Below are 22743 nucleotides of genomic sequence, written 5' to 3'. Positions count from 1 at the left end.
AAAAAAGACGATTACTAAATGTAATCGTCTTTTTTATCTTCTTTTACTGAATGTTGTAATCAGTGATTCTAATTTGATCGTCGCTTACTTCCATCTTGGTAAGACTTCCATTTGCAGGTCTTTCTCTAACATCGTACTTGCCCTTACCAAAACGTTCAACTAGACTCAATACAGCGTTTCCGTGACTAATTAATAGGACGTTGTCACCATCTTTAATGTTTTCATCGTTTCTTATTAAGTCTAATCCTTTATCCCATCGATTCCAGTATTCTTCATTACTTTCTGCTTGATGGAAAGGATCTGCTTCCTTTAAGAAGTCCTTGGCCTTCCCGATTGAATACTTAGTAACAATATCCTTAAATGTTGGTAAACCATGTGGGGCACCAGCAACGTACCAGGTCTGATCCATATCATTTCCTTCATAATATCCATAAAATTCCTCTCGGAGATAATTGGAAATGGTAGGCTCTTTAACTGAACTAGCCTTGTTACCATCTAAGATAATCTTAGCTGTATGCATTGCTCTGGTGGTGTCACTACAGTATGCAGCTGAAAAATGAGTATCAGCGAGTTTGTTAGCAGTCTTTTCAGCACCAGCGATTCCTTTATCAGTCAAAGGTGAATTACTCCATCCTTGCAAACGATTGTAAATGTTAAAGTATGTTTGTCCGTGTCGAACAACGTATAGATTAAATGTGATAACATTCATCCCCTTTTTAGCTAATAACAATAGAATAGCACTAATAAAAAAAGTTAGACAACATTCTGCCTAACTTAACTCAGTATTGTAATATTTAGACGCAATCTTGTGGTAGCGCAACTTATCTAGCGTCTTATAAATTATCATTTGTAGTTCATGTAGTTTAATGATAGTGTAGGAACTCAATTGGACTAAGATTAATCTTTCAGTACGATTGATAATCTCTTGGTTACTAGTTAAAGCTAGCAAGTCACTATGGACCATCTCTGGCATGAATTCAATTATTTGTCCATCACTTAACTGAACATTTAATTTTTTAGTATTACCTTTTAGCAATGCCGTCATCCTCCTACTGATTTAACTTTATTTTACAACATCTGTATAATTTTGCAACTATATATAGTGACAACTATTTTTTATTTAGCCACATATTGTGGTGACGTATTTATAACACGAAAAAAACATGCCTTTTTTACTTTGGTCTGTTAATATTAAATATGAATTATATCAAAGGAGCTCTTCATTTTGAAAGCGATAAATTATCTGCGCTCTAAAATGTCCACTAGGCTTGGTTTTTTCATCCTACTAGTTGTTTTATTTTGGGCTAAAACTATATACGCATATTTCACTGATTTTCAATTAGGTCTTGCAAATCCATTTGAATACTTCATAGCATTCATTAATCCAATCGCAACTACCATGCTATTGTTTGGACTTGCAATGTACATCAAATCAAGTAGATTATTTTACCCTATCATCCTTTTGATTGATGGGTTAAACACTTTACTACTATATTTAAACGTTATTTATTATCGTGAATTTACCGACTTCATGACAGTAAGTACCATGACTGGTTACTCAAAAGTTAACCAAGGGCTTAGTGGATCATCACTTGCACTTACCATGCCTCATGACGTCTTCTATTGGTTAGATATCGTGTTAGTCTTACTTTTACTATTATTTAGAGTAATTCGTATCGATAACAATAAATTCGGTGGAAAAGGTGCATTCGCCATTACTTCCGTCGCTCTGTTAATATTTACTGCCAACCTATCATTTGGTGAAATGGCTAGACCACAACTTCTAACAAGAACTTTTGACCGTACATACATTGTTAAATATCTTGGTGTAGATTCATTTACAGTATATGATGCTATCTCCACGCAACACACTAAGGACTTGCGTGCAATGGCTACCAAATCAGAAATGAATGACGTTAGAAAGTTCATTAATAAGCACTACGCTGCTCCTGAAAAATCCATGTTTGGTCTTGCCAAGGGTAAAAACGTAATTATTATTCACTTGGAAAGTTTCCAACAATTTCTAATTGATAAGAAGGTAAATGGACAAGAAGTAACACCATTTTTAAACAGTCTCTACCATAGTAAGTCGACGATCGCCTTTTCTAACTTTTTCCACCAAGTAGGACAAGGAAAGACATCTGACGCTGAAAACATGCTAGAAACAAGTACTTATGGATTACCTCAAGGTTCAATGTTTACTCAATTTGGAAGTGACAATATTTTCCAAGCAGCTCCTGCTATTTTGAAACAAAACAAAGGATACACTTCAGCTGTTTTCCATGGAAATGTTGCTAGTTTCTGGAACCGAAACAATGTCTACAAGAACATGGGATATCAATACTTCTTCGACGAAAGCTACTATGATACTTCCGGAGATAAGGCATTGGGGTATGGTTTAAAGGATAAACTATTATTTAGAGACTCCGTCAAGTACCTTGAAAGATTGCAACAACCTTTCTACGCGAAGTACATTACTGTTACTAACCACTTCCCATACTCAATCGATAGCGAAGACAGTAACTTTAAGACTACTAATACTGGCGATACCAAAGTAGACAACTACTTCAAGACAGCTCATTACCTAGATCAAGCCATCCAAGAATTCTATGCATACTTACAAAAATCAGGATTGCTAAAAAATTCAATAATCATGTTGTATGGTGATCACTATGGTATTTCGAACTCAGAAAACTTAAGTCTTGCTAGAGCATTAGGTAAGAATCCTAACGACTGGAATGATTTTGATAATGCACAACTACAACGAGTTCCATTAATGTTTAACATTCCTGGAATGAAGAAGGGATACATTGATAATACCTACGGTGGTGAAATCGATGTATTGCCTACTTTACTCCACCTACTGGGCGTAAACACTAAACAATATATTCAATTTGGAACCGACTTATTCTCTAAGAAACACGATACAGTCGTCGCATTTAGAAATCGTGATTGGGTAAGTACTAAGTACACATCCATCAGCGGTACTATCTACAGCAACAAGACCGGTAAGGTAATTCACCCTACCCCTCATCAAAGAAAAGTCTTCAATAAGATGCAAGCTCGTGTTAACACCGAGTTATCATTCTCTGATGAACTAAACGAACAAAACTTACTTCGTTTCTACAACCCTAGCGGATTCACTCCAGTAAATCCTAAAGATTACAATTACCAAAATGGATTCCAAAAGGAACTTGGGACTGAAACAGAATTGGGCAAAAAGTCTACTAGTTTGTATGACAAACTTAAGAAGAAATCTACTCAATCCCTATACAAGACCGATGCGCCAGAATTAAACCATTCAGGTGGATCATCTCGAATCTCCAAGAACAACAACGAAGATAACTAAAATAAAGCGACCAATTGAAAGATTGGTCGTTTTTTATTTGCTTTAAACTAACTTAAAGGTAAAATGATTATAATTGAATTAAGAGATAGAGAAAAAGTGAGTTGAAATAATGAAACAATTTAAAAATAAAACCGTCGAATTGATTTATAGTCTGTTTATTATTTTCATCGCCGTTGCATCCGTTGTGATGGTGGGTCTAGACTACTTCGGCGTTATCAACATCTACCATGGGATATTGGGGAATATCTACTATGGTATCTGGATTTTTTACATTATTGATTACATATCCGGCTTTCTATTGGCCAAGAACCACAAGCAATTCTTATTAGAAACATCATTGGACTTAATTTCACTAATTCCAGCCCATCCGATTTTCGTGGTATTTCGTTTATACCGTGTGATTAGAATCGTCCGTCACTACAACCTATTCTGGAAGTTTGGTTGGGACGGAAAAGTGACCGGTGGCATCCACCGTTTCATTTACGATACTGGTTTTATCTACCTATTCTCAATCAGTATTGTAATTTTAATCTTCAGTGCATTGATTTACTCACACTTCGAACAACACGATTTATCCACTTCATTATGGTGGGCAATTACAACCGCCACTACAGTTGGTTACGGTGATATTTCTCCGCAAACCGCTGGTGGTAAACTAATTGCCGCATTCCTAATGTTCGGTGGAATTGGTTTTATTGGTTTGTTGACCTCTACTATTACCGACTTCTTCACCCATGGAGATAAGGACGAAACAGACGATAAAATCGATCAATTAACCAGACAAATTGAAGCTTTAACCAAGGAAGTTCAAAGTCTAGAAAAGACGGTCAAAAAAAATAGCACCCCTTCTAAGGATGCTAAGAAAAAATAATTTTTTATGATAATTGAGTACTGTGAATTGGTGCTCGGTTACCTGGGTATAGGTCGTTCATAATCGCATTGATTGTGATTGGAACTTCACCGAATCCAGTCGCGATGATGGTTTGTTTACCATCATACTTAGCTTGATCACCAACGGCGTAAATATTTTTGATATTAGTTTGAAGACTGCCATCAACCTTTGTGGCATGGTGGTCTTCTTCAATATCAACATTCCAGCCTTGCATGTCTTTATTATTAGAAATGAAGCCGTAATTTACCAGAATCTTATCAACATCAATATCGATAAATTCATCATCTGTCTTCATCTTCTTAGCGTGGACTCTAACTTGGTTATTGTCCACGTTTTCTAATGACTTAATCAAGTATGGAGTCACTAGTTTCACGCTTGATTGCTTCAATAGGTTGACGGTGTGTTCTAGTCCTCTAAACTCGTTGCGACGGTGCAACAAGTAGACTTCATCGGCAATGTTTTCTAGCATCAGTGCTTGATCGATTGCTGAATCACCACCACCAGCGACTAAAACTTTTTTATTTTTAAAGGCATCTAAGTCCGAAGCGGTGTATACTAGTTGTTGGTCTGAGATTGTTTCGACGCCATCAGCGCTTAGTTTACGTGGGTTAAATGCCCCGTTACCAACTGCAATAATGATGGCTTTAGTTTTGGTAATTCCCTTATTTGTGGTAACCTTGAAAACGTCGTCGTCTTTCTCAACATTGACTACTGTTTGATTCAACTTAATGTCACCATCCATGGTGGCAAGTTGTTTCTTCAAGTTAGCCACTAAATCACGACCTGAAATCGCAGGATATGCTGGGATATCTAGAATCGTTTTTTCTGGATATAATGCATTTACTTGTCCCCCTAGTTCCGAAAGACTTTCGATGATTTGGAATTTCGCGGTACGTAGTCCGGCATAAAAACCGGCAAACATTCCCACGGGACCTCCTCCAATTATCGTAATATCATAGATTTCAGCTGACATTTTACTTTAACTCCTTTTATTTTGGTGTTATTTAATATATTATGTATCTTATAATTATACTTTAGCAAAGGAAGAACAATTATGCACAGCAAACGCAGAAAAATTATCATTGGGATTGTTTTGATTATTGAAGCAATTGCCCTATTCATCACTACCTCATGGATTTTCAGAGGTCGTGTCCTAAATGATGTGAAGGTAGATAAGACTAGAACTGCTACTATCTTCATCCCTGGTTATGGTGGAAACGCCGTTTCAACCGATGACTTCATTAATCAATTCAACGATCATGGCATTGCTAAACGTGCTCTTCGTATTCATATTTCTAGCAAGGGTAAGGTTACTACCATGAAGAAATATGTCAAGAAGATTTCAGCTGATAACCCATTAGTTCAATTAATCTTTGAAGACAACACTCACCCAATCAAAGAAGCTAAACAAATGAAGAATGTGATGACTTACCTATACAAGACTTATCACATTAAATCAGTTAACTTCTTAGGACATTCATCAGGTGGTCAAATCGCCTATGAATACATGGTTAGAAACCCTAACCAAAAGAACGCTCCTAAGATTAACAAGTTCGTAAGTATCGCCAACGACTACCCAGCTGGGGACAAACGTGCTAAGAACTTACCACGTAACCTAAAGATATTTAACATCGCTGGTGAAATTTACAACGTTGGTACCGATGGTGAAGAAGCCGTTGATATCGTTAAACCAATGGGTAAACTAGTTAAGCCTTACGTTAAGAGCTACCAATTCTATCTATACCGTGGAGATCCAATTTCTGCTGAACATTCAATGTTACATGAAAATCCAACATTGGATAAAACAATTGCTGAATTCCTATTTAGAAACTAGCAACCACAATCTCGATTTCATTTAGAAGTCGAGATTTTTTATTAACAAATTTCTTATTTTCGTTAAATTTGTTCGTATTTATATGCTATTTCCTTAAAAACTTCTTAGTATCCCCTTTTATTTTGGACTGAAAGCCCATATAATTAAAGTTAATGAAAAATGTTCACGGACAAAGATCCGTGAGGGGAATTAATATTGGGAGGGTTTTTCATTATGGCAAAGCAAAAAATTATCTTAGACGTTGATACAGGTGTCGATGACGCAATGGCTATCGCTTACGCTGTCGCTGCCCCTAACGCCGATTTAGTAGGTGTTGTGAACTCATACGGAAACGTATTGGTAGAACAAGCCGCTAAGAACTCACTTGAAATTCTAGACCTATTAGGTGCTACTGACGTACCAGTATTTGAAGGTGAACCTCATTCACTAGAAACTGACAGTTTCGAAGTAATGGAAGTTTCAGCTCACATTCATGGTGTTAACGGTGTTGGTGAAGTTGAATTACCAGCAAGTAGCCGCCAAGTGGAAGAACAATCAGGTGTCGACTTCATCATCGAAGCCGCTCACAAGTACGGTAAGGATTTAACAATCATCCCTACTGGTCCACTTACCAATCTAGCCTTAGCCTTACGTAAGGACCCATCAATTGCCGACTTAATCGGTAACGTTACTCTAATGGGTGGTGCTTTAACTGTTCCTGGTAACGTTTCTGATGCTGCTGAAGCAAACATCAACCAAGATGCTACTGCTGCAAACGAAGTATTCAGAAGCCCACTACACGATACTATGGTTGGTCTAGACGTTACATTAAGAACGCTTCTAACTAAAAAAGAAACTCAACAATGGCGTAACTTAGGCACTGTTGCTGGTGAAAAGTTCGCAGATATTGTTGACTACTACATCGATATTTACGCTGAAATGTACCCACACCTAGGTGGTTGTTCATTACACGACCCATTAGCCGTTGGTGTTGCTTGTGATCCTAGCTTCGTTCAAACATTGGACTTAGATCTATTGGTTCACACTGGTGAATTAAACTACGGACGTACTACTGGTGATACTGCTCACCTAGACGACCCAAACCCTACTGCTAGTGTTGCTATTCAAGTAGATGAAAAGCGTTACCTAAAGACATTTATGGAATACTTAAACTACTTATTCGCAAACAACAAGTAAACAAAAAGGACTTAAACCTCTCGTTTAAGTCCTTTTTTATTTAGTCTTTAAAGTATTTGTGTAAGAAAACTGCCACACCATCGTCATCGTGGTCGACAGTCACATCTGTGGCAATTGCCTTGATTTCATCGGAGGCGTTGCCCATCGCAACCCCCACATTGGCAGCTTCAATCATTTCGTAATCATTTTCCGCATCACCGAATGCCATCAGGTTGGAAAAATCCATTCCTAAGTGCTTTAACAAGATATTTAAACCGTAAGCCTTACTCATGTTTAATGGCAAAAATTCCATGATTTTGGGCTGAGAACGAACGATTTTATAATGGTCAGTAATTTCTGCTGGGAAATTAGCACGTGCATTATCCAATACCGCAATTTGTTCTGACATAATGGCCTTACTGTATGGTTTGTCATCTAATTTCTTGAAGTCCATTGGAACGAATTCGAGTGGTGAGTTCAAGACTTCCTTATAAGTGGATTTGACCAAGTCAGTTAGTTCGTAAACCTTTTCAAAGTCTAGAATATCCAATGGTAAATCGTTATCCAATGCGTATTGATGAATCAATAAAAAGTCATCTAGGGTTAGTCCCTTTTGATTTAACACCTTTTGATCATGGTTTCTAATAACCATGCCACCGTTGAAGGTGATGGTGTAATCATTTTCTTCAGTTAAACCAAGTTGTTTTACATATGGCCAAACCGCATTAATCGGACGACCGGTACAAAGTACGACCGCAATTCCCTTTTTATGTAATTTTTGTAGTGTTGAAACATTTTCATCACTAATTTCTTTGGCTGAATTCAATAGTGTATTGTCTAAGTCCAGCGCAATCATTTTTATCATAATGTGACTCCTTTTGAGTGAATAAAAAAACGACATTACAAATGTAATGCCGTCACTCTAAAATATTAAGCTTCCAACTGTGATTCTAATTCTTTTAGTTCAGTTTCACGAATGGAACGGGGTAAGAAACGACGAATTTCTTCCTCATTGTACCCAACTTCCAAACGTTTGTCATCAAACACAATAGGACGTTTGATAAGGTCTGGATACTTGACAACTAAATCTACCAAGTCTGATAGTGACAAGCTATCAAAATCGATGTTTAGCTTCTTGAAAATTTTGGATCTTGTTGAAATGATGTCTTCGCTCCCATTTTCAGTGAGACGTAAGATTTGTTTTACTTCGTCTCCATTCAATGGGTTAGAATTGATATTTCTTTCACGGAAAGCAATATCATGGTCCTTTAACCAGGCTCTAGCTTTACGACTGGATGCACTACTTGGTGCGACGTAAAGATTCAACATTTATATCACCCCTTAATCGCTTAATTTTTATAAAAACAATTATGGTTAGGTTAGTAGTACTTACTAAATGTAAATACAATTAACTGTAATTATCTTAACACACCCATAAGATAAATCAATTTAAATTTTTATTAAGAAAGGGTAAATGTTAATCAAATCTTAATTTTTCATTTTTAAAAAAGTGATAGAATATACACAATAAAAGAAAAGGCAGAATCATAACAATTTAAGATGGGGGTGGCTCGATGAAAATAAATCTTTTAGAGACAAGTGATACGCACGGCTTTTTGTTTCCAACTAACTATGTAAACTTAAAGGACGATAAACCCTTTGGGGTGCTTCGTTGTGCTACAGCAATCAAGGATCTCAGAACCAAGCTGGATAACGTCGTAGCCATCGATAATGGGGATTTCTTGCAAGGTTCAGCATTGGCCTACTACATTGCGGAAATCAAAAAACAATCCGCACCAAAACAAATTAACGATGTGTTTAATGCCGTTGATTATGATTTTGGAGTATTAGGAAATCATGAGTTTAATTACGGATTATCATACTTACACAACACCATAAATGAGTGTAATCGCCATTTTCTTTGTGCCAATATTATCGATCAAGACGGTAATCACCCATTTGGTACCCCATATGAAATTAAAGATATTAATGGTGTAAAGGTCGGATTTTTGGGTCTAACCACTCAAGGTACCACTAAGTGGGAAAAGAACTCCCATTTAGCCGGTCTTACCTTTCTTTCTGCCAAGGACACCGCAGCCAAATACATCCCTGAAATGAGCGAAAAAACCGATTTAAACGTCATCGTTTATCACGGCGGAATCGAACGTGATGAAGAAGGCATTCCAACCGAAGTCTTAAACGGTGAAAACGAAACATACGACATCTTAGCTCATGTCGAAGGTGTCGATGCCATCATCACCGGTCACCAACACAGAAAGATTGCTGGTCATCTATTGGGTGTGCCAATTATTCAACCAGGTCATCGCGGCCAATACATTGGACACATCGAGTTGGACGTTCAACAAGATGACAATGGTAAGTATTTTGTGCAATCCAGTGAATCAGAATTAATTCCAACCAAGAAATACCATGTTGATCATGAAATCGCCGATAAGCTGGACGATATTCAAACACAAATCAATAAGTGGTTAGATGAACCAATGGCTCATATAGAAGGTTCAATGGACTTTGATAATGCCTTTGAAGCCCGTCTAAACAAGACTAGTTTCATTCAGTTCATACAAAATATTCAAATGCAAACCATGGGAGTCGACATTTCGGCAACCGCACTATTTAATGATGAAGCTCACGGTTTTGAAAATCCGATTACAATGAGAAATATCATCACTAACTACGTTTACCCTAACAGTCTATCCGTGCTAAAAATTACCGGTGCCGAATTGAAGGCCGCCATGGAAAATAGTGCGAAGTACTTTGACTATCAAAACGGCAAGATTGGTGTTAACCATGACTACATCTTCCCTAAATTAAAGCACTACAACTACGATATGTATGAAGGTGTCGACTACGTGATTAACGTCGCTAAACCAGTTGGCCACCGCATCGAAGATTTAACTTATCATGGCAAGCCAATCGATGATCATGCCGAACTAAAAATCGTGTTAAATATCTATCGTGCCGTCGGTGGTGGTAACTACCAAATGTTTTCTCAAGACAAGATTATCAAGTCTGATGATCGCATGATGAGCCAATTAATTGCTGATTACTTAAGAGAACACAAGACCCTTAAGGCTGAAAACAATCATAACTTCAAGGTCATCTACAGACCATAAAAAAAGAGTTCCAAAACATCATGTTTTGGAGCTCTTTTTGGTTTAACAATAATAGCTTTAAGCTTCTTTAACTGTATTATGATTGCGTTTCTTATTCTTACCAACGTATTGAACGGCTTTAAGTTCACGAATGGTAGTAACCTTAATCTTACCTGGATAAGTCAATTCATCTTGAATTTGATCCTTAACGTGTTTAGTTAATAACTTACTGTTATCATCATTTAACATTTCAGGATTTACAATAATTCTAATTTCACGACCGGCTTGGATGGCATAGCTATCTCGAACACCCTTGTGTTGGTTAGCAATGTTTTCTAGGTTACGTAAACGACTGACGTATTCTTCTATTGATTCACTTCTAGCTCCTGGACGAGCACCGGAAATGGCGTCAGCAGTGGCAACTAGAATGGAGATTGAATCAGTTGGTTCGACGTCTCCGTGGTGAGAAGCAATTGAGTTAACGACGACTTCGTTTTCACCAAAAGCCTCAGTTAGCTTGACCCCTAGTTCGACGTGGGTACCACCAACTTCGTGGTCAATGGCTTTACCAATATCGTGAAGTAGTCCAGCGCGTTTGGCCAATTGGGTATTCAAACCTAATTCGGCAGCCAAGGCACCGGTCAATTGAGCAGTTTCAATTGAGTGGTATAAAACATTTTGACCATAACTAGTTCTAAACTTCAACTTACCAATAATCTTCATCAAGTCAGGATGAACACGTCCAACGTGTAATGAGTGAACGACTGTTTCACCGGTTTCACGTAAAGCCGCGTTAACCTTTTGAGTAGTGGTATTAACCAGATACTCGATGTTGCTGTTGGTAAAGTGACGAGAAATAATTAAGCTTTCAATAGTTGTACGAGCAATTTCTCTTCTAATTGGATCATGAGTAACAATGTGAAGTAGTAATGGGTAGTCTTCATCAAAGATTAAATCAGTTCCAGTTAGGGTTTGTAGTAGACGAACATGTTGTTCATCCTTACCAATTAACTTGGATTTGATGTCGCTACTTGGCAAGGCAATATTTCTTTCAATATGACTTCTAGGTTCATCCCTAGGGCCTCTTTGAATGGCTTCGATTACTAAATCATTAGCAATCTTGTTAGCCGCAACCTTGCTTTCGGATAAGTTGTACTTAACTTCGATGTCTTTTTCACGACGAAGAGCATTTTCGGTATGATTCAACACAGCATGACGAGCATAGTTCTTGTCTATATGACTGATTGATTGAAGCGTCAATTCACGTTGTTGCCAAATGTCTTCGGCTTGGTGCATAACGTCGTCGATATCATCTTGGACCTTAGCTTGTTCATCTCTGCGTTCATTTAAATCATTAGTATATTTAGTTAGGCGTTTCTTCATTTGTTCCAAGTACTTTTCGTGTTGGTTCAAACGGTTTTCACGAGTGATATTTTCTTCTTTTTGAGACTCAATTTCATCGTCTGCAATCTTTTTGTATTGCATGATATCTTCTTTGTCATCGGCAATAATTTGCTTAGCCTTAATGGCAGTCTCATCAACGGTCTTTTGTAAATGTTGTGTGGCCTTACTTTTGGCAGCGTCAACTTGACCCTTGATGCGCATATCACTAACCCAAAAGCCTAATAAAGCACCAGCGATTAAAAATACTAATGCGGCTAGTTCAATCAAAAAGCGTCCTCCTTTCTGATTTTTTTATTTTTTTAACGAATATTAAACGTATTGTTTGATGGTGTTATTACACACTATCTATAATAACATTTAACCCCCTATTTGATACACTGAAAGTTTTTAAAATTACGAAAAAGGCGCTAGATTCAACATCTAACGCCCTTAACATTATTTAAAATATTTGTTCAAAAATCTCTTAATTGTATCAACATACAACTTGGGATTAGTTTCATATGAAGCTGCATGAGCTGCATTTTTAACAACCAGTAGCTGTTTTGGCCCCTTGCTAGCCTTGTATAGTGGGTAAACCATGCGAGTTGGTACAAACTTATCTTTGGCACCATGAATGAATAACATTGGACGATGGTTCTTCTTCACTTGATTTAGTGAAGAAGCTTCGTACATGCTGTATCCGGCTCTAATGTGGGTAATTCCACTTAGAATTGGAACCAATGGCCAACGTGGGAATGCTGGCATGTGGTAAAGTTGACCGGCTTCATAGTTAATTTCATCAGAAACACTGGTGTAACCACAGTCTTCAATAAATGCCTTAACTTGATGTGGAACGTCTTTTTCACCTGATACCATCATGGTAGTAGCTCCCCCCATGCTGACACCAAACATCACAATCTCGGTCTTTGGTCCTTGGTACTTGATGACCTTTTTCATCCATTTAATGTAGTCCAAACGATCTGGCCAACCGTAACCAACGTAGTTACCCTCACTTTGGCCTTGGCCTCTATCATCGGGAGTTAAAACGTTGTAGCCCATTTGATGGAAGATGTAAGCATATGGTGCCATCTTTTCCTTACTCCCCATGTAACCGTGGGCAATCACAACGGTCTTGTTGGTCTTCTTGTCTGCTGGAATGTAGTTGGCCACCAGCTTTAAGTTACCGGTCGCAGACTTTTGGGTCCAGTGAATTTTTTTGACGTTGTAGTACCACTTGGTACCCTCATATAGTGGTGAATTCTTCTTAATTTTATCGTTACTTAAAAAGGTCTTGTGTGAAGGAACCACGGCGACGTTGTAGAAGTACATCCCCGCACTCACAAAACCAACGACCGTTAATATGATTAAAGTAATCACGGTCGCTAATAAGATTTTGGCTTTCTTTTTCAAGATAGTAATCTCCATTTCAGTATTTAATAATTCGAGTATAGAGTTTCAATAAATAAAAAGCAACTACCCGCCAATTTGACGCATTTTCGGTTATAATATGCGTAGAGGTGTTGTAAATGTTTCCGATTCGATTAAGAGCTCTTCGTAAAGGGCAACATATCAGTATGAACCAACTTGCAAACAATCTAAACGAAAGATTTCCAGAAGATGAACACAAAAATACCCCTTCACAAATTGGTAATTGGGAACGCGGGATTCGTTCACCTTCTTATGTCGAAATCAAAAAACTGGCATTGTACTTCAACGTCAGCATGGATTATTTGACAGGAAGAACTTCTGTTGAACATTTCAATCTAGGTAGCGTCTTGATGGAAAAAAATGAACTAACCTTTGGTAATCACACTTTGGATCAACAAGATCGATACGAAGTGTACCAACTTATCAATGGTTATCTTCATGGCAAAGACCGTCAATACTTAGAAGACGGTGAACAACCAGAAGCATACCAAGAAGAACTTAATTTAAATTTTGATGATTATAAAATGTAAAAAACTCCAGAGTATATCTGGAGTTTTTTATATTATTCATTTTTAATCTTTAGGTAAATTTGGATTGTCCAAGTGATGAATTTGCCCTTTAAATTCGTCAGCGTTAACTTCAATATCCTTACTGTGATCCCTGCCAGTTTCACCGTATGAAACCATGTAATCGGCAGCTTCACCGTGTTCTACAATATCTAGACCAGCTTTTTCTTCTTCTTCAGTTACACGCATTGGCATTACTAGTCTTAGTAATGAAATGATTATAGCGCAAGCTACTGAAACAAAAATGATAGTTACTAAAGTAGCAATAATTTGTGTTACGAATAACTTCATACCACCACCGTACAATAGACCATTATCAACAACTGAGCTGTTTACTGATTTAGTAGCAAGTAAACCTGTCATAATACTTCCGACCATTCCTGAAACACCGTGACAGCCAAAGGCATCTAATGTGTCATCAGCACCAACTTTGGACTTTAGAACGTTTACGTAGAAGTAACTTACTAAAGTAGCAACAATTCCAATTGCAAAAGCACCGGCGATAGTTACGAACCCTGCTGCTGGAGTGATACCAACAAGTCCACAAAGCGTACCAGTACAGATACCACCTAATTGTGGCTTACCAACAAAGTGCATATCTAACATCATCCATACCATCATTGAAGTAGCAGCAGCTACAGTTGATGTCATGGTAGCTTGCATTGCTACGTTGTTTACGCCTAGAGCTGATCCGGCATTGAAACCATACCAACCTATCCAAAGAATAGTAGTACCAAGCAATACCCATGAAAGATTGTAGTGCTTAGTTTCTTTACCAAAGTTAAGACGCTTACCTAGGTAAATTGAAAGTACCAACGCAGTAACCCCTGCATTAATATGTACGACAGTTCCACCGGCAAAGTCTAAAGTACCAAGCTTTGCTAAGAATCCAGTTGGTGACCAAACCATGTGTACCATTGGGTAGTAAATGATAATTGACCAAAGGATTACAAACCATAATAAGAACTTGAAACGAATACGACCAACAATCGCTCCAACGAATAGCGCCGGTGTAATAACAGCGAACATCATTTCAAAGATTGAGTAAATACTTACTGGAATCTTAGTGGCTGTTAGTTCATTTAAGTTAATCCCATTCATAAATGGATGTGCTAGGTTTCCAATAAATCCACCCAAATCACCTGAGAATGATAGACTATAGCCGAAAGCAATCCATAAGATAACTGCTAAACCAGTCATAATGAAAACCGACATAGTTGTATTAACAACGTTTTTCTTTGAAACTAGGCCCCCATAAAAGAATGCTAGTCCTGGGGTCATAAAGAGAACCAAAATACTTGAAATAAAAACAAATCCTGTACTTGCTAAATCCATCAATATCTACCTTCATTTCATTAATGTTATATCATGTAACATATTATAGCATTAAAAATAAATAAGTACAGTCTTAAATTGATTTAATTTAAATCTAAACATGAAAATAACGCTTATATGTTACATAACCTTACATGTAAGTGCCTTTTTTGCATTCATATCGTTTTTCCCATAAAATAATAATTAACCAACTCAAAGGAGTTAGACAATGGATAAAAAGAAACTACTGAAAAAAATGAAGAAAAACAAAAAAATCACCCATAAACCTTCATATATTGAAATAATGAAGAAGTACTATGACCTATTTAGTGATTTTTCTGATATTAAATACCTAATTAATAATATTTTAGAAGCCGACCGCTTATTAGAACAAAAACAATTACCACAGGACTTACCAATATTGTTATTACCTGATGACATCCAAGATACCATTTTTGCCTACGTAAACGAAAAATATCCGATGGGCGATCCTAAAGGAGACGCAGTCTGGAATCAATTCGTTGATCAATTACCAAAATTAGATAAGGACATCCGTGAGTTTCGTGATTATTTGGAAAATCAATATGGAATGTGGGCATACATCTCTGCCCCATTCACCAATGACATCGCCAAATTCTTAAATGGAAAAAAAGCCCTTGAAGTCATGGCAGGAAACGGATACATCTCTAAGGGATTACGTGAAAATGGTGCTAATGTTATTTGTACTGATAATCTGGATTGGAAGAAGGAAAATGAGACCGGAAAGCATCTAGTTACGGACGTCGAATCATTGGATGCAATCGATGCTTTCAAAAAATACAAGGACGAAATTGACTACATCATCATGTGCTGGTCACCTGATGGTATTGATATTGACTGGAGGCTACTATCAGCCATCCGTGAATACGGTAAAGATATCCCACTAATTACTATCGGCGAAAAATATGGTGCCACTGATTCTCAACAGTTCTGGGACAATGCAGAATTTATCGAAAACGAAGATGTTAAAAAATTAAACCGTCACCATAAACCATTTGATTTAATCGAAGATCAACTATACTTAGTAAAATAAAAAAGAGCGTAACTTCAAATGAAGTTACGCTCTTTTTGGCATCTACTAAGTAGACGGATAAGTGGTGTTCACATCACCAACATATCAGACACGCGAATTACGTCCGCATAATGTGTCCCCTTCGAAAATATTGCTTAATCACGTCTTGTGAATACAACCGTAGTTGCGCAATCTCCTCGACTCATCGCAACAAGTAGTATAACACATAAGTGTAATTTAGACTATTCTTTCTTAGCAGTCTTTTTAGTAGTTTTCTTCTTAGCAGCTGGCTTTTTCTTGTCTGTCTTTTCGGCAGCTTCTTGTTCAATCTTTTGGTTTTCTTCGATTGCAGCAAGTTGATCATTCGCCCATGCGCTCAATTTAGCACTTAAATCAGCGTTCACTGCAAAGTTGTCTTGAGATGATAATTCATCAATACGCATCTTTGAACGGTTCACATCAGGCGATTCTACGAACATGTAGACATTTAACGGGCAGCCGGTCTCATCACTCATCATCTTTGAGATATTTTTGATATATCTGTATGGTAAGTTCACGATGTTATTTTGTAGGTAAAAACTAATATCTTCGCTTTTTACTTGTAGTAGCGCAGAAGCTAGTCGGCCGCTGTTCACTTGTTCTTCCATGAATTCCATCAATGGTTGAAATGCTTTAGCAGCGTCTTTCTTTAGATCTGCTAAAGATACTTCAGCTGAGTAAGTTTCAAAACTTTCAGCAGTTACATCATCGATAAATTTTTGTGCATCCATTTCCATATTATTAAAACACCTATCTTATTTTTTTACGTTCTTTTTAACGATTCTTACGTAGTCGCTTTTGATTTGTTTTGCAGCGATTCGATACCACAATAAGTTCACAATAATTCCTAGCACCGAAAATACGACTGCTAGTACTGAAACACCACTATGGCTTTGGGTCGCAAAGATAAATACAATTCTAATCATTGCTAAAGTATAGATACCCACAACGAATAATAGGAAGTGGTAAGCTAGACGCCACTTAAGTAAACCACCTATAATTAGAAGTAGATATAATACTGCAGCGACAATAATTGTCTTGATTAAATCTTGGGCATTTTCACCCATTAATAAATCACATATAATAAACATTACTAGTGATAAGATACTCCAAAGGCTGATAATCTTTTTATCCATAATGCCCTCCGGTTTAAAATTACTATTTACACCTTATCACAACTCGACTAAATATAGTAACACATTTGACTAAAAGAGGTGAAAAAATGAAAAAATGGGAATATAAACTCAATATTTCAGGGATTAACGTGGAAACATCGCTACGAGAATACCTACAAAAGCAATTATTAATCCCTAAGCACCTCATCTTCACCTTGAGGACCAACGAACGCGTCTTGGTCAACAATAAGTATATACCCATGAATTTTGCAATTAAAAACGGCGATAAAATCCATCTCACATTTGTGGAGGATGATTTTTCGTTACCGGTGCAAAACCTAATCCCAGATAATTCAGTCAAACCGGAAATCTTGTACGAAGACACAGACTTATTGGTTGTCAATAAACCACGCGGATTCAAGACTCACCCCAATCAACCCGGTGAAACCAACACACTATTGAACTTCTGTGAGGCCTACCTAAACCAAACCAATCAACATGCGTTTATGATTCATCGATTGGATCAGTTCACTTCAGGAGCCATCATCGTGGGCAAGAATCCTGCGGTGGTTCCTATCTTGGTTCGACTAATCAAGGATAAAGTCATTTATCGAAACTATCTCGCCTGGACCGATGGTATTATCAATCCAGCTTCTGGAACAATCGAAAAAGCAATTGGATTTGACCCTGAAGATAAACGCAAACGAAAGATTGATGGGGGCAAACCTCTTCAAGCTAAAACCGACTACATGGTGCAATCTACCACCAATGACCATTCTTTAGTGGAATTATCACTGCATACTGGGCGCACTCATCAACTCAGGGTCCATTTAGCATCCATTGGGCACCCAATTGTGGGCGACCCTTTATATAACCCTAATTCAGATAATGATGATATGCTACTTCATTCCTGGAAGTTAACACTAATTAGACCTTATTATATGGATCAAATCGAGATTAAATCGCCCCCTCCCGATTCATTTGAAAAATTTATGTAAACAAAAAGAACCGTATCGAAAGATACGGTTCTTTTCTTTATGGTTTGACCATGAGTAAATCAGATAAATTATCTAATTACTTTAATGGTTTCCATTGCCATTCGTTAACTTCTGGTAAGTCAGTACCAACTTCACGGATGTAAGCATTGTGCTTGTCAACCATGTCGTTCATACGTTGTACGAATGATGCACCCTTAACAGAGTATTCTGGAATGTCGTTTACAACTTCCTTAGCTAGGTCGTAACGATCTAGTTGGTTCAATACACGCATGTCGAATGGTGTAGTGATATCACCGTTTTCACGGTAACCGTGAACGTGAACGTTGTGGTTGTGACGATCGAAGAATACATCCTTAACAAGACCTTCGAATCCGTGGAATGCGAATACAACTGGCTTGTCAGTAGTGAATAGACGGTCAAATTCTTCATCAGTTAAACCACGAGGGTCAACCTTAGGTGAACGTAGTTTCAAGAAGTCAACAACGTTGATGAATCTGATCTTCATTTCTGGGAATTCGTCATGTAGTAATGAGATAGCAGCTAGTGATTCCCAAGTTGGTTCAGTACCAGCAGCAGCAATAACTACATCAGGTTCTTGACCTTGGTCAGTTGAAGCCCAGTCGATGTAACCTAAACCATTGTTTACAAGGTTAGTAGCTTCTTCAATTGAGAACCATTGTGGACGTGGGTGTTTTGAAGTAATGATTAAGTTAATCTTTTCTTGGCTGGCGAAAGCAACGTTACCAACAGCTAATAATGTGTTAGCATCAGCTGGTAAGTATTCACGAATGAATTCTGGTTTCTTTTCAGCTAAGTGAGTTAACATACCTGGATCTTGGTGAGTGTAACCATTGTGATCTTGTTGGAATACAGTTGAAGTATCAACAAAGTTCAATGATGGGTACTTCTTTCTCCATGGTTGGTCAGCAGCTTTACGTAACCACTTGAAGTGTTGAGTTAACATTGAGTCAACAACACGACCGAATGATTCGTAAGTTGCGAAGAAACCATGACGACCAGTTAATACGTAACCTTCTAACCAACCTTCAGCTTGGTGTTCTGAAAGTTGTGAATCGATTAAACGACCTGATGGTGCAACGTATTGGTCATTTGGTTCCATAATTTCTTCCATCCATTGACGGTTAGTTTCAGCAAACACACCGAATAGACGGTTTGACATTGATTCGTCAGGACCAAATGCACGGAAGTTATCTGGGTTAGCCTTCATAACGGCACCTAACCAGTTACTCCATACAGCCATATCTTGGGCTACAGTTTCACCTGGAGTCTTAACGTCAACAGCAAATTCTTTAACGTCAGGTAAGATAAGTGGCTTAGGATCGATACCACCGTTAGTAATAGGGTTAACTGACATTCTTCTGTCACCCTTAGGTGCTAGAGCCTTAATGTCATCCTTGATAGTACCATCATCGTTAAATAATTCTTCTGGCTTGTATGACTTCAACCAGTTAACGATTAAGTCAGCGTGTTCCATCTTGTCTGATGAAACATCAACTGGGATTTGGTGAGCACGGAATGAGTTTTCGATTGGGTTACCGTCTAAGTCAAACTTAGGACCAGTCCAACCCTTTGGAGTTCTAACAACGATAACTGGCCATACTGGTTCTTTAGCAGTGTCAGCAGTTTCGTTTTCACGTGCATTCTTTTGAACATCTTTAATTTCTTGAACAGCTTCGTCCATAACCTTAGCCATCTTTTCGTGGTAAGCCATGTGATCATCGAAGTCTTGTTCGTTTTCAACGAAGTAAGCTTTCCAGCCCATACCCTTGAAGTAGTCAGTAATTTCTTGGTCTGACATACGTGACATGATAGTTGGGTTAGAAATCTTGAAACCGTTTAAGTTAATGATTGGTAGAACGGCACCATCTTTAACTGGGTTGATAAACTTGTCTGAGAACCAACTTGCAGCTAGAGGACCAGTTTCTAATTCACCATCACCAATTTCAACAGCGGCAATTACATCAGGGTTATCAAAGATAGCACCAACACCGTGGGCTAGTGAGTAACCTAATTCTCCACCTTCATGAATTGAACCTGGAGTTTCAGGGGCAGCATGTGATGCAACTCCACCAGGGAATGAGAATTGTTTGAATAATTTAGCCATACCCTTTTCATCTTGTGAAATGTTTGGGTAAATGTCTGAGTAACTACCATCAATGTATGAGTTAGATACCATAACTTGGCCACCGTGACCTGAACCTTCAATGTAGAACATGTTTAGGTCATACTTGTTAATAACACGGTTTAAATGTGCGTAAATAAAGTTTTGAGATACGATAGTACCCCAGTGACCGATAGGCTTAACTTTAACATCGCTTGATGTTAATTCTCTCTTTAATAATGGGTTATCTTTTAGATATAGTTGACCTACTGATAAGTAGTTAGCAGTACGCCAGTATTTATCTAATTCTTCCAAGTATTGCTTGGAATCGAAATCTTGAGCCATTAATTAACACTCCTTTTAAAATAAAAACTATTGAAATTAATAATGGAAAAATCATCAGACTACGCCCGATAATTTTAATTACAATGAATATAATAAAGACTTTTTACAAAAAGTCAACCTTTTTGCAAATTGATACGGTCCAATTCCCACATTGCAATTAAACCATTATTACATCGTCATTATTATGAACGATTTTGGCATAATAGTCCAATGATTTTCATAACTTTTTCGTATTAAATTTTTATACCATAACGAAGGTATTGTAACGTAAATATTGATAGTGAAGACGCATGTTGGAGACCTCAAACGGAGTACCATCATCTAAGAAGAAAATCCCTTCCATAACACCAACTGGTTCCGTTGGTTTTAGATTAAGTAGTTTCTGATCTTGTTCATTCGATGGGCTCGCCAATATGGATAGGAATGAACGTGTGACACTCTTGTTAATTGTGTCTTCAACATAATTAAAGATAGACTTTTCAACAATCTCTTGTGTTAGTTCAGGAGCAATTTTAATTGGAATGTATCCTGTTTCTATCATGAACGGTTTGTCATCAAACAAACGAAGTCGTTGAATTTCGTACACGAAATCTCCATCGGCTAAGAATAAGTCTTGTTGAATTTCCTTGCTGGCAGGCACAACTTTGAAACTCAATAGCTTAATCTTTGGAACTTGTCCCTGACTTTTCATACTGTCAGTAATCCCTAAGTTAGAACCTTCATAATGAAAAATAGTCTTATTCTTCATAAATAGTGGATTAATAAAAGTTCCTGAACCACGTTTTTTGAAAATAATGCCGTCATCAGCTAACACCTTCAACGCCCGTTTCACTGAACTGCGGCTTACGTGGTATGTCTCACTTAATGTTCGCTCGTCGGGCAAGCGTTTGTTAGGAAATTCGTTATCGACTATCTTTTGCTTTAAGTCAGATGATACTCTCCTATAAACTAAATCAGCCATTTTCTACTCCTCACGATTAATTTTCTAAAAATCAGTATAACAGATTTATCGATACAACTTCGCAAATTTAAAACAAATTCCTTGGATGAGGTTTTCCAGCTATCTCATGTTTTACGTGTTGAATCATATCTGAAATCATTTCAACCACGTGCGGATCGTCGACACCATACATAACACTGGTACCAACTTTTTCCTTACAAACAATTTGATAATTATATAGGATACCCAATTGTTTTGAAACGACCGGTTGGCTTAACTGTGTCTGCTGACAAATCTCGTTTACACTCAATGGTTTATTATCCTCCATCAATACAGTAATAATTATAATTCTGCGTTCATTACTTAAAACCTTATAGATTGATGCCACTTCTTCAATGATTTGTTTTTTATATTGCATTAAAAACATCCCCTAAAACCAAGAAATAATATGTGCAACTAATCCACTATCAAATAGTACATAAACTCCGACACCAATATAAACCAGCTTCGTCAAAATTTCACCATATTTTTCCATCAAGTTATTAACCACTTTAACTTGTCCAATTGATTTAATAATGAAGATAATCAAAATAGATAGCACGGTCAACATCAAAATAACTCGAATGAATTGAATCGTATCAATATTAGAAAGAACTGGTAAGAACAACGCAAGATTACATCCTGCACATACGGATAAATAGGTCACTAGCGTAATCACTACTGGTGACTTGTGGCTGACTTCTCTAGCATCTTCGTCTTCATCCTTTAATGCCATGTAAATAGGTAGTAACCCAAGCAACCCTAATATCCACTCTGGTAGAAAATGTGATAGGATTTGTCCCACATTAAAGCTTAAAAGAAGCAGCCCCCACAACCCGATTAAATAACCAACTGTAACAGACTTTAAATCATACTTCTTTAACAAGAAAAGCAGAATAAAAAAGAAATCAAGATTAACTCCTAAAAAGGTAATTAGTATTAGTAACCAATTCATAAATTTTCCCTTTCGAACATACCTTTATTGGTATATATAATTTTTGGTATATTTTATATAATCGTTAATCGCTTGTCAATTCTATGCTAAAATGAATGGCGAGGT

At 37.4% G+C, this 22743-nt stretch carries 22 protein-coding genes; 8 read left to right on the top strand and 14 right to left on the bottom strand.

Annotated elements, in window-relative coordinates:
• Positions 1 to 43: 43 nt before the first annotated feature.
• Entirely contained in the window at positions 44 to 709 is a 666-nt protein-coding gene (locus RZ79_RS00985) for a histidine phosphatase family protein (RefSeq protein WP_054449628.1), read from the bottom strand.
• A 60-nt stretch (positions 710 to 769) separates the two neighbouring features.
• A complete protein-coding gene (locus tag RZ79_RS00980) occupies positions 770 to 1036 on the bottom strand; it encodes a hypothetical protein (RefSeq protein WP_034530962.1) in 267 nt (88 codons plus the stop codon).
• Between the two features lie 189 nt (positions 1037 to 1225).
• Here RZ79_RS00980 and RZ79_RS00975 point away from each other — a divergent pair, with 189 nt between their 5' ends.
• Together RZ79_RS00975 and RZ79_RS00970 are read left to right on the top strand one after the other, a co-directional pair.
• Positions 1226 to 3349 carry an LTA synthase family protein gene (locus tag RZ79_RS00975; protein WP_054449627.1) on the top strand — a complete coding sequence of 708 codons (2124 nt, stop codon included), beginning with the start codon at positions 1226 to 1228 and terminating at the stop codon, positions 3347 to 3349.
• 109 nt (positions 3350 to 3458) lie between these two features.
• The gene (locus tag RZ79_RS00970) at positions 3459 to 4220 is read left to right on the top strand and encodes a potassium channel family protein (RefSeq protein WP_054449626.1); all 762 of its coding nucleotides are present in this window, start codon (positions 3459 to 3461) and stop codon (positions 4218 to 4220) included.
• 4 nt (positions 4221 to 4224) lie between these two features.
• Here the strand turns inward: RZ79_RS00970 and RZ79_RS00965 are convergent, their stop codons facing one another.
• On the bottom strand, positions 4225 to 5214 hold the full coding sequence (locus tag RZ79_RS00965) for an NAD(P)/FAD-dependent oxidoreductase (RefSeq protein ID WP_054449625.1): 990 nt from the start codon (positions 5212 to 5214) through the stop codon (positions 4225 to 4227).
• Between the two features lie 81 nt (positions 5215 to 5295).
• Here RZ79_RS00965 and RZ79_RS00960 point away from each other — a divergent pair, with 81 nt between their 5' ends.
• Positions 5296 to 6075: an alpha/beta hydrolase gene (locus RZ79_RS00960; protein WP_051592184.1), complete on the top strand. Its 780-nt coding sequence runs from the start codon at positions 5296 to 5298 to the stop codon at positions 6073 to 6075.
• 213 nt (positions 6076 to 6288) lie between these two features.
• A complete protein-coding gene (locus RZ79_RS00955) occupies positions 6289 to 7251 on the top strand; it encodes a nucleoside hydrolase (protein ID WP_054449624.1) in 963 nt (320 codons plus the stop codon).
• Between the two features lie 40 nt (positions 7252 to 7291).
• Here RZ79_RS00955 and RZ79_RS00950 read toward each other — a convergent pair whose 3' ends face one another.
• Positions 7292 to 8095: a Cof-type HAD-IIB family hydrolase gene (locus RZ79_RS00950; protein WP_054449623.1), complete on the bottom strand. Its 804-nt coding sequence runs from the start codon at positions 8093 to 8095 to the stop codon at positions 7292 to 7294.
• 65 nt (positions 8096 to 8160) lie between these two features.
• Positions 8161 to 8559, bottom strand: a complete 399-nt coding sequence (gene spx, locus RZ79_RS00945; RefSeq protein WP_034530968.1) for a transcriptional regulator Spx — start codon at positions 8557 to 8559, stop codon at positions 8161 to 8163.
• Positions 8560 to 8804: 245 nt separating this feature from the next.
• Between spx and RZ79_RS00940 the strand changes: the two genes are divergently transcribed.
• Positions 8805 to 10364: a bifunctional metallophosphatase/5'-nucleotidase gene (locus RZ79_RS00940; RefSeq protein WP_054449622.1), complete on the top strand. Its 1560-nt coding sequence runs from the start codon at positions 8805 to 8807 to the stop codon at positions 10362 to 10364.
• A gap of 57 nt (positions 10365 to 10421) precedes the next feature.
• Here RZ79_RS00940 and rny read toward each other — a convergent pair whose 3' ends face one another.
• Positions 10422 to 12014 (bottom strand): ribonuclease Y, encoded by a 1593-nt coding sequence (rny, locus tag RZ79_RS00935; protein WP_155457550.1) that lies wholly within the window; start codon positions 12012 to 12014, stop codon positions 10422 to 10424.
• A gap of 168 nt (positions 12015 to 12182) precedes the next feature.
• Positions 12183 to 13136 (bottom strand): alpha/beta hydrolase, encoded by a 954-nt coding sequence (locus RZ79_RS00930; RefSeq protein WP_054449621.1) that lies wholly within the window; start codon positions 13134 to 13136, stop codon positions 12183 to 12185.
• Positions 13137 to 13252: 116 nt separating this feature from the next.
• On the opposite strand from RZ79_RS00930, the gene RZ79_RS00925 reads away from it, so the two are divergent.
• Positions 13253 to 13684 carry a helix-turn-helix domain-containing protein gene (locus tag RZ79_RS00925; RefSeq protein ID WP_034530974.1) on the top strand — a complete coding sequence of 144 codons (432 nt, stop codon included), beginning with the start codon at positions 13253 to 13255 and terminating at the stop codon, positions 13682 to 13684.
• A gap of 42 nt (positions 13685 to 13726) precedes the next feature.
• Here the strand turns inward: RZ79_RS00925 and RZ79_RS00920 are convergent, their stop codons facing one another.
• Positions 13727 to 15055, bottom strand: coding sequence for an ammonium transporter (locus tag RZ79_RS00920; RefSeq protein WP_053795067.1), 1329 nt, complete (start codon positions 15053 to 15055; stop codon positions 13727 to 13729).
• A gap of 208 nt (positions 15056 to 15263) precedes the next feature.
• Between RZ79_RS00920 and RZ79_RS00915 the strand changes: the two genes are divergently transcribed.
• Positions 15264 to 16106: an SAM-dependent methyltransferase gene (locus tag RZ79_RS00915; protein WP_054449620.1), complete on the top strand. Its 843-nt coding sequence runs from the start codon at positions 15264 to 15266 to the stop codon at positions 16104 to 16106.
• Between the two features lie 221 nt (positions 16107 to 16327).
• Here the strand turns inward: RZ79_RS00915 and RZ79_RS00910 are convergent, their stop codons facing one another.
• Together RZ79_RS00910 and RZ79_RS00905 are read right to left on the bottom strand one after the other, a co-directional pair.
• Positions 16328 to 16861 (bottom strand): hypothetical protein, encoded by a 534-nt coding sequence (locus RZ79_RS00910; protein WP_054449619.1) that lies wholly within the window; start codon positions 16859 to 16861, stop codon positions 16328 to 16330.
• A gap of 18 nt (positions 16862 to 16879) precedes the next feature.
• Positions 16880 to 17260 (bottom strand): hypothetical protein, encoded by a 381-nt coding sequence (locus tag RZ79_RS00905; RefSeq protein ID WP_054449618.1) that lies wholly within the window; start codon positions 17258 to 17260, stop codon positions 16880 to 16882.
• A gap of 86 nt (positions 17261 to 17346) precedes the next feature.
• Between RZ79_RS00905 and RZ79_RS00900 the strand changes: the two genes are divergently transcribed.
• Positions 17347 to 18237, top strand: coding sequence for an RluA family pseudouridine synthase (locus RZ79_RS00900; RefSeq protein ID WP_054449617.1), 891 nt, complete (start codon positions 17347 to 17349; stop codon positions 18235 to 18237).
• A 76-nt stretch (positions 18238 to 18313) separates the two neighbouring features.
• Here RZ79_RS00900 and RZ79_RS00895 read toward each other — a convergent pair whose 3' ends face one another.
• From RZ79_RS00895 to RZ79_RS00880, 4 genes are all read right to left on the bottom strand, one after another.
• Positions 18314 to 20704, bottom strand: coding sequence for a phosphoketolase family protein (locus RZ79_RS00895; protein ID WP_054449616.1), 2391 nt, complete (start codon positions 20702 to 20704; stop codon positions 18314 to 18316).
• A gap of 241 nt (positions 20705 to 20945) precedes the next feature.
• Positions 20946 to 21665 (bottom strand): GntR family transcriptional regulator, encoded by a 720-nt coding sequence (locus RZ79_RS00890; protein ID WP_054449615.1) that lies wholly within the window; start codon positions 21663 to 21665, stop codon positions 20946 to 20948.
• 67 nt (positions 21666 to 21732) lie between these two features.
• Positions 21733 to 22062, bottom strand: a complete 330-nt coding sequence (locus RZ79_RS00885; protein ID WP_054449614.1) for an ArsR/SmtB family transcription factor — start codon at positions 22060 to 22062, stop codon at positions 21733 to 21735.
• Positions 22063 to 22074: 12 nt separating this feature from the next.
• Positions 22075 to 22638, bottom strand: coding sequence for a cadmium resistance transporter (locus RZ79_RS00880; RefSeq protein WP_054449613.1), 564 nt, complete (start codon positions 22636 to 22638; stop codon positions 22075 to 22077).
• Between the last annotated feature and the right edge of the window lie 105 nt (positions 22639 to 22743).

Source organism: Apilactobacillus kunkeei DSM 12361 = ATCC 700308 (assembly GCF_001281265.1).
Classification (GTDB): Bacteria; Bacillota; Bacilli; order Lactobacillales; family Lactobacillaceae; genus Apilactobacillus; species Apilactobacillus kunkeei.
The sequence above is the reverse complement of the archived record's forward strand: the minus strand, read 5'-3'. Positions and strand labels throughout refer to the sequence as shown.

Bases quoted from the DNA above. Each gene is read 5' to 3' on its own strand.
- RZ79_RS00940 (WP_054449622.1), top strand. From the start codon at position 8,805: ATGAAAATAAATCTTTTAGAGACAAGTGATACGCACGGCTTTTTGTTT.
- RZ79_RS00925 (WP_034530974.1), top strand. From the start codon at position 13,253: ATGTTTCCGATTCGATTAAGAGCTCTTCGTAAAGGGCAACATATCAGT.
- RZ79_RS00960 (WP_051592184.1), top strand. From the start codon at position 5,296: ATGCACAGCAAACGCAGAAAAATTATCATTGGGATTGTTTTGATTATT.
- RZ79_RS00920 (WP_053795067.1), bottom strand. From the start codon at position 15,055: ATGGATTTAGCAAGTACAGGATTTGTTTTTATTTCAAGTATTTTGGTT.
- RZ79_RS00880 (WP_054449613.1), bottom strand. From the start codon at position 22,638: ATGAATTGGTTACTAATACTAATTACCTTTTTAGGAGTTAATCTTGAT.
- RZ79_RS00910 (WP_054449619.1), bottom strand. From the start codon at position 16,861: ATGGAAATGGATGCACAAAAATTTATCGATGATGTAACTGCTGAAAGT.
- RZ79_RS00890 (WP_054449615.1), bottom strand. From the start codon at position 21,665: ATGGCTGATTTAGTTTATAGGAGAGTATCATCTGACTTAAAGCAAAAG.
- RZ79_RS00970 (WP_054449626.1), top strand. From the start codon at position 3,459: ATGAAACAATTTAAAAATAAAACCGTCGAATTGATTTATAGTCTGTTT.
- RZ79_RS00895 (WP_054449616.1), bottom strand. From the start codon at position 20,704: ATGGCTCAAGATTTCGATTCCAAGCAATACTTGGAAGAATTAGATAAA.
- RZ79_RS00965 (WP_054449625.1), bottom strand. From the start codon at position 5,214: ATGTCAGCTGAAATCTATGATATTACGATAATTGGAGGAGGTCCCGTG.
- RZ79_RS00950 (WP_054449623.1), bottom strand. From the start codon at position 8,095: ATGATAAAAATGATTGCGCTGGACTTAGACAATACACTATTGAATTCA.
- spx (WP_034530968.1), bottom strand. From the start codon at position 8,559: ATGTTGAATCTTTACGTCGCACCAAGTAGTGCATCCAGTCGTAAAGCT.
- RZ79_RS00985 (WP_054449628.1), bottom strand. From the start codon at position 709: ATGAATGTTATCACATTTAATCTATACGTTGTTCGACACGGACAAACA.
- RZ79_RS00885 (WP_054449614.1), bottom strand. From the start codon at position 22,062: ATGCAATATAAAAAACAAATCATTGAAGAAGTGGCATCAATCTATAAG.
- RZ79_RS00900 (WP_054449617.1), top strand. From the start codon at position 17,347: ATGAAAAAATGGGAATATAAACTCAATATTTCAGGGATTAACGTGGAA.
- RZ79_RS00955 (WP_054449624.1), top strand. From the start codon at position 6,289: ATGGCAAAGCAAAAAATTATCTTAGACGTTGATACAGGTGTCGATGAC.
- RZ79_RS00905 (WP_054449618.1), bottom strand. From the start codon at position 17,260: ATGGATAAAAAGATTATCAGCCTTTGGAGTATCTTATCACTAGTAATG.
- RZ79_RS00915 (WP_054449620.1), top strand. From the start codon at position 15,264: ATGGATAAAAAGAAACTACTGAAAAAAATGAAGAAAAACAAAAAAATC.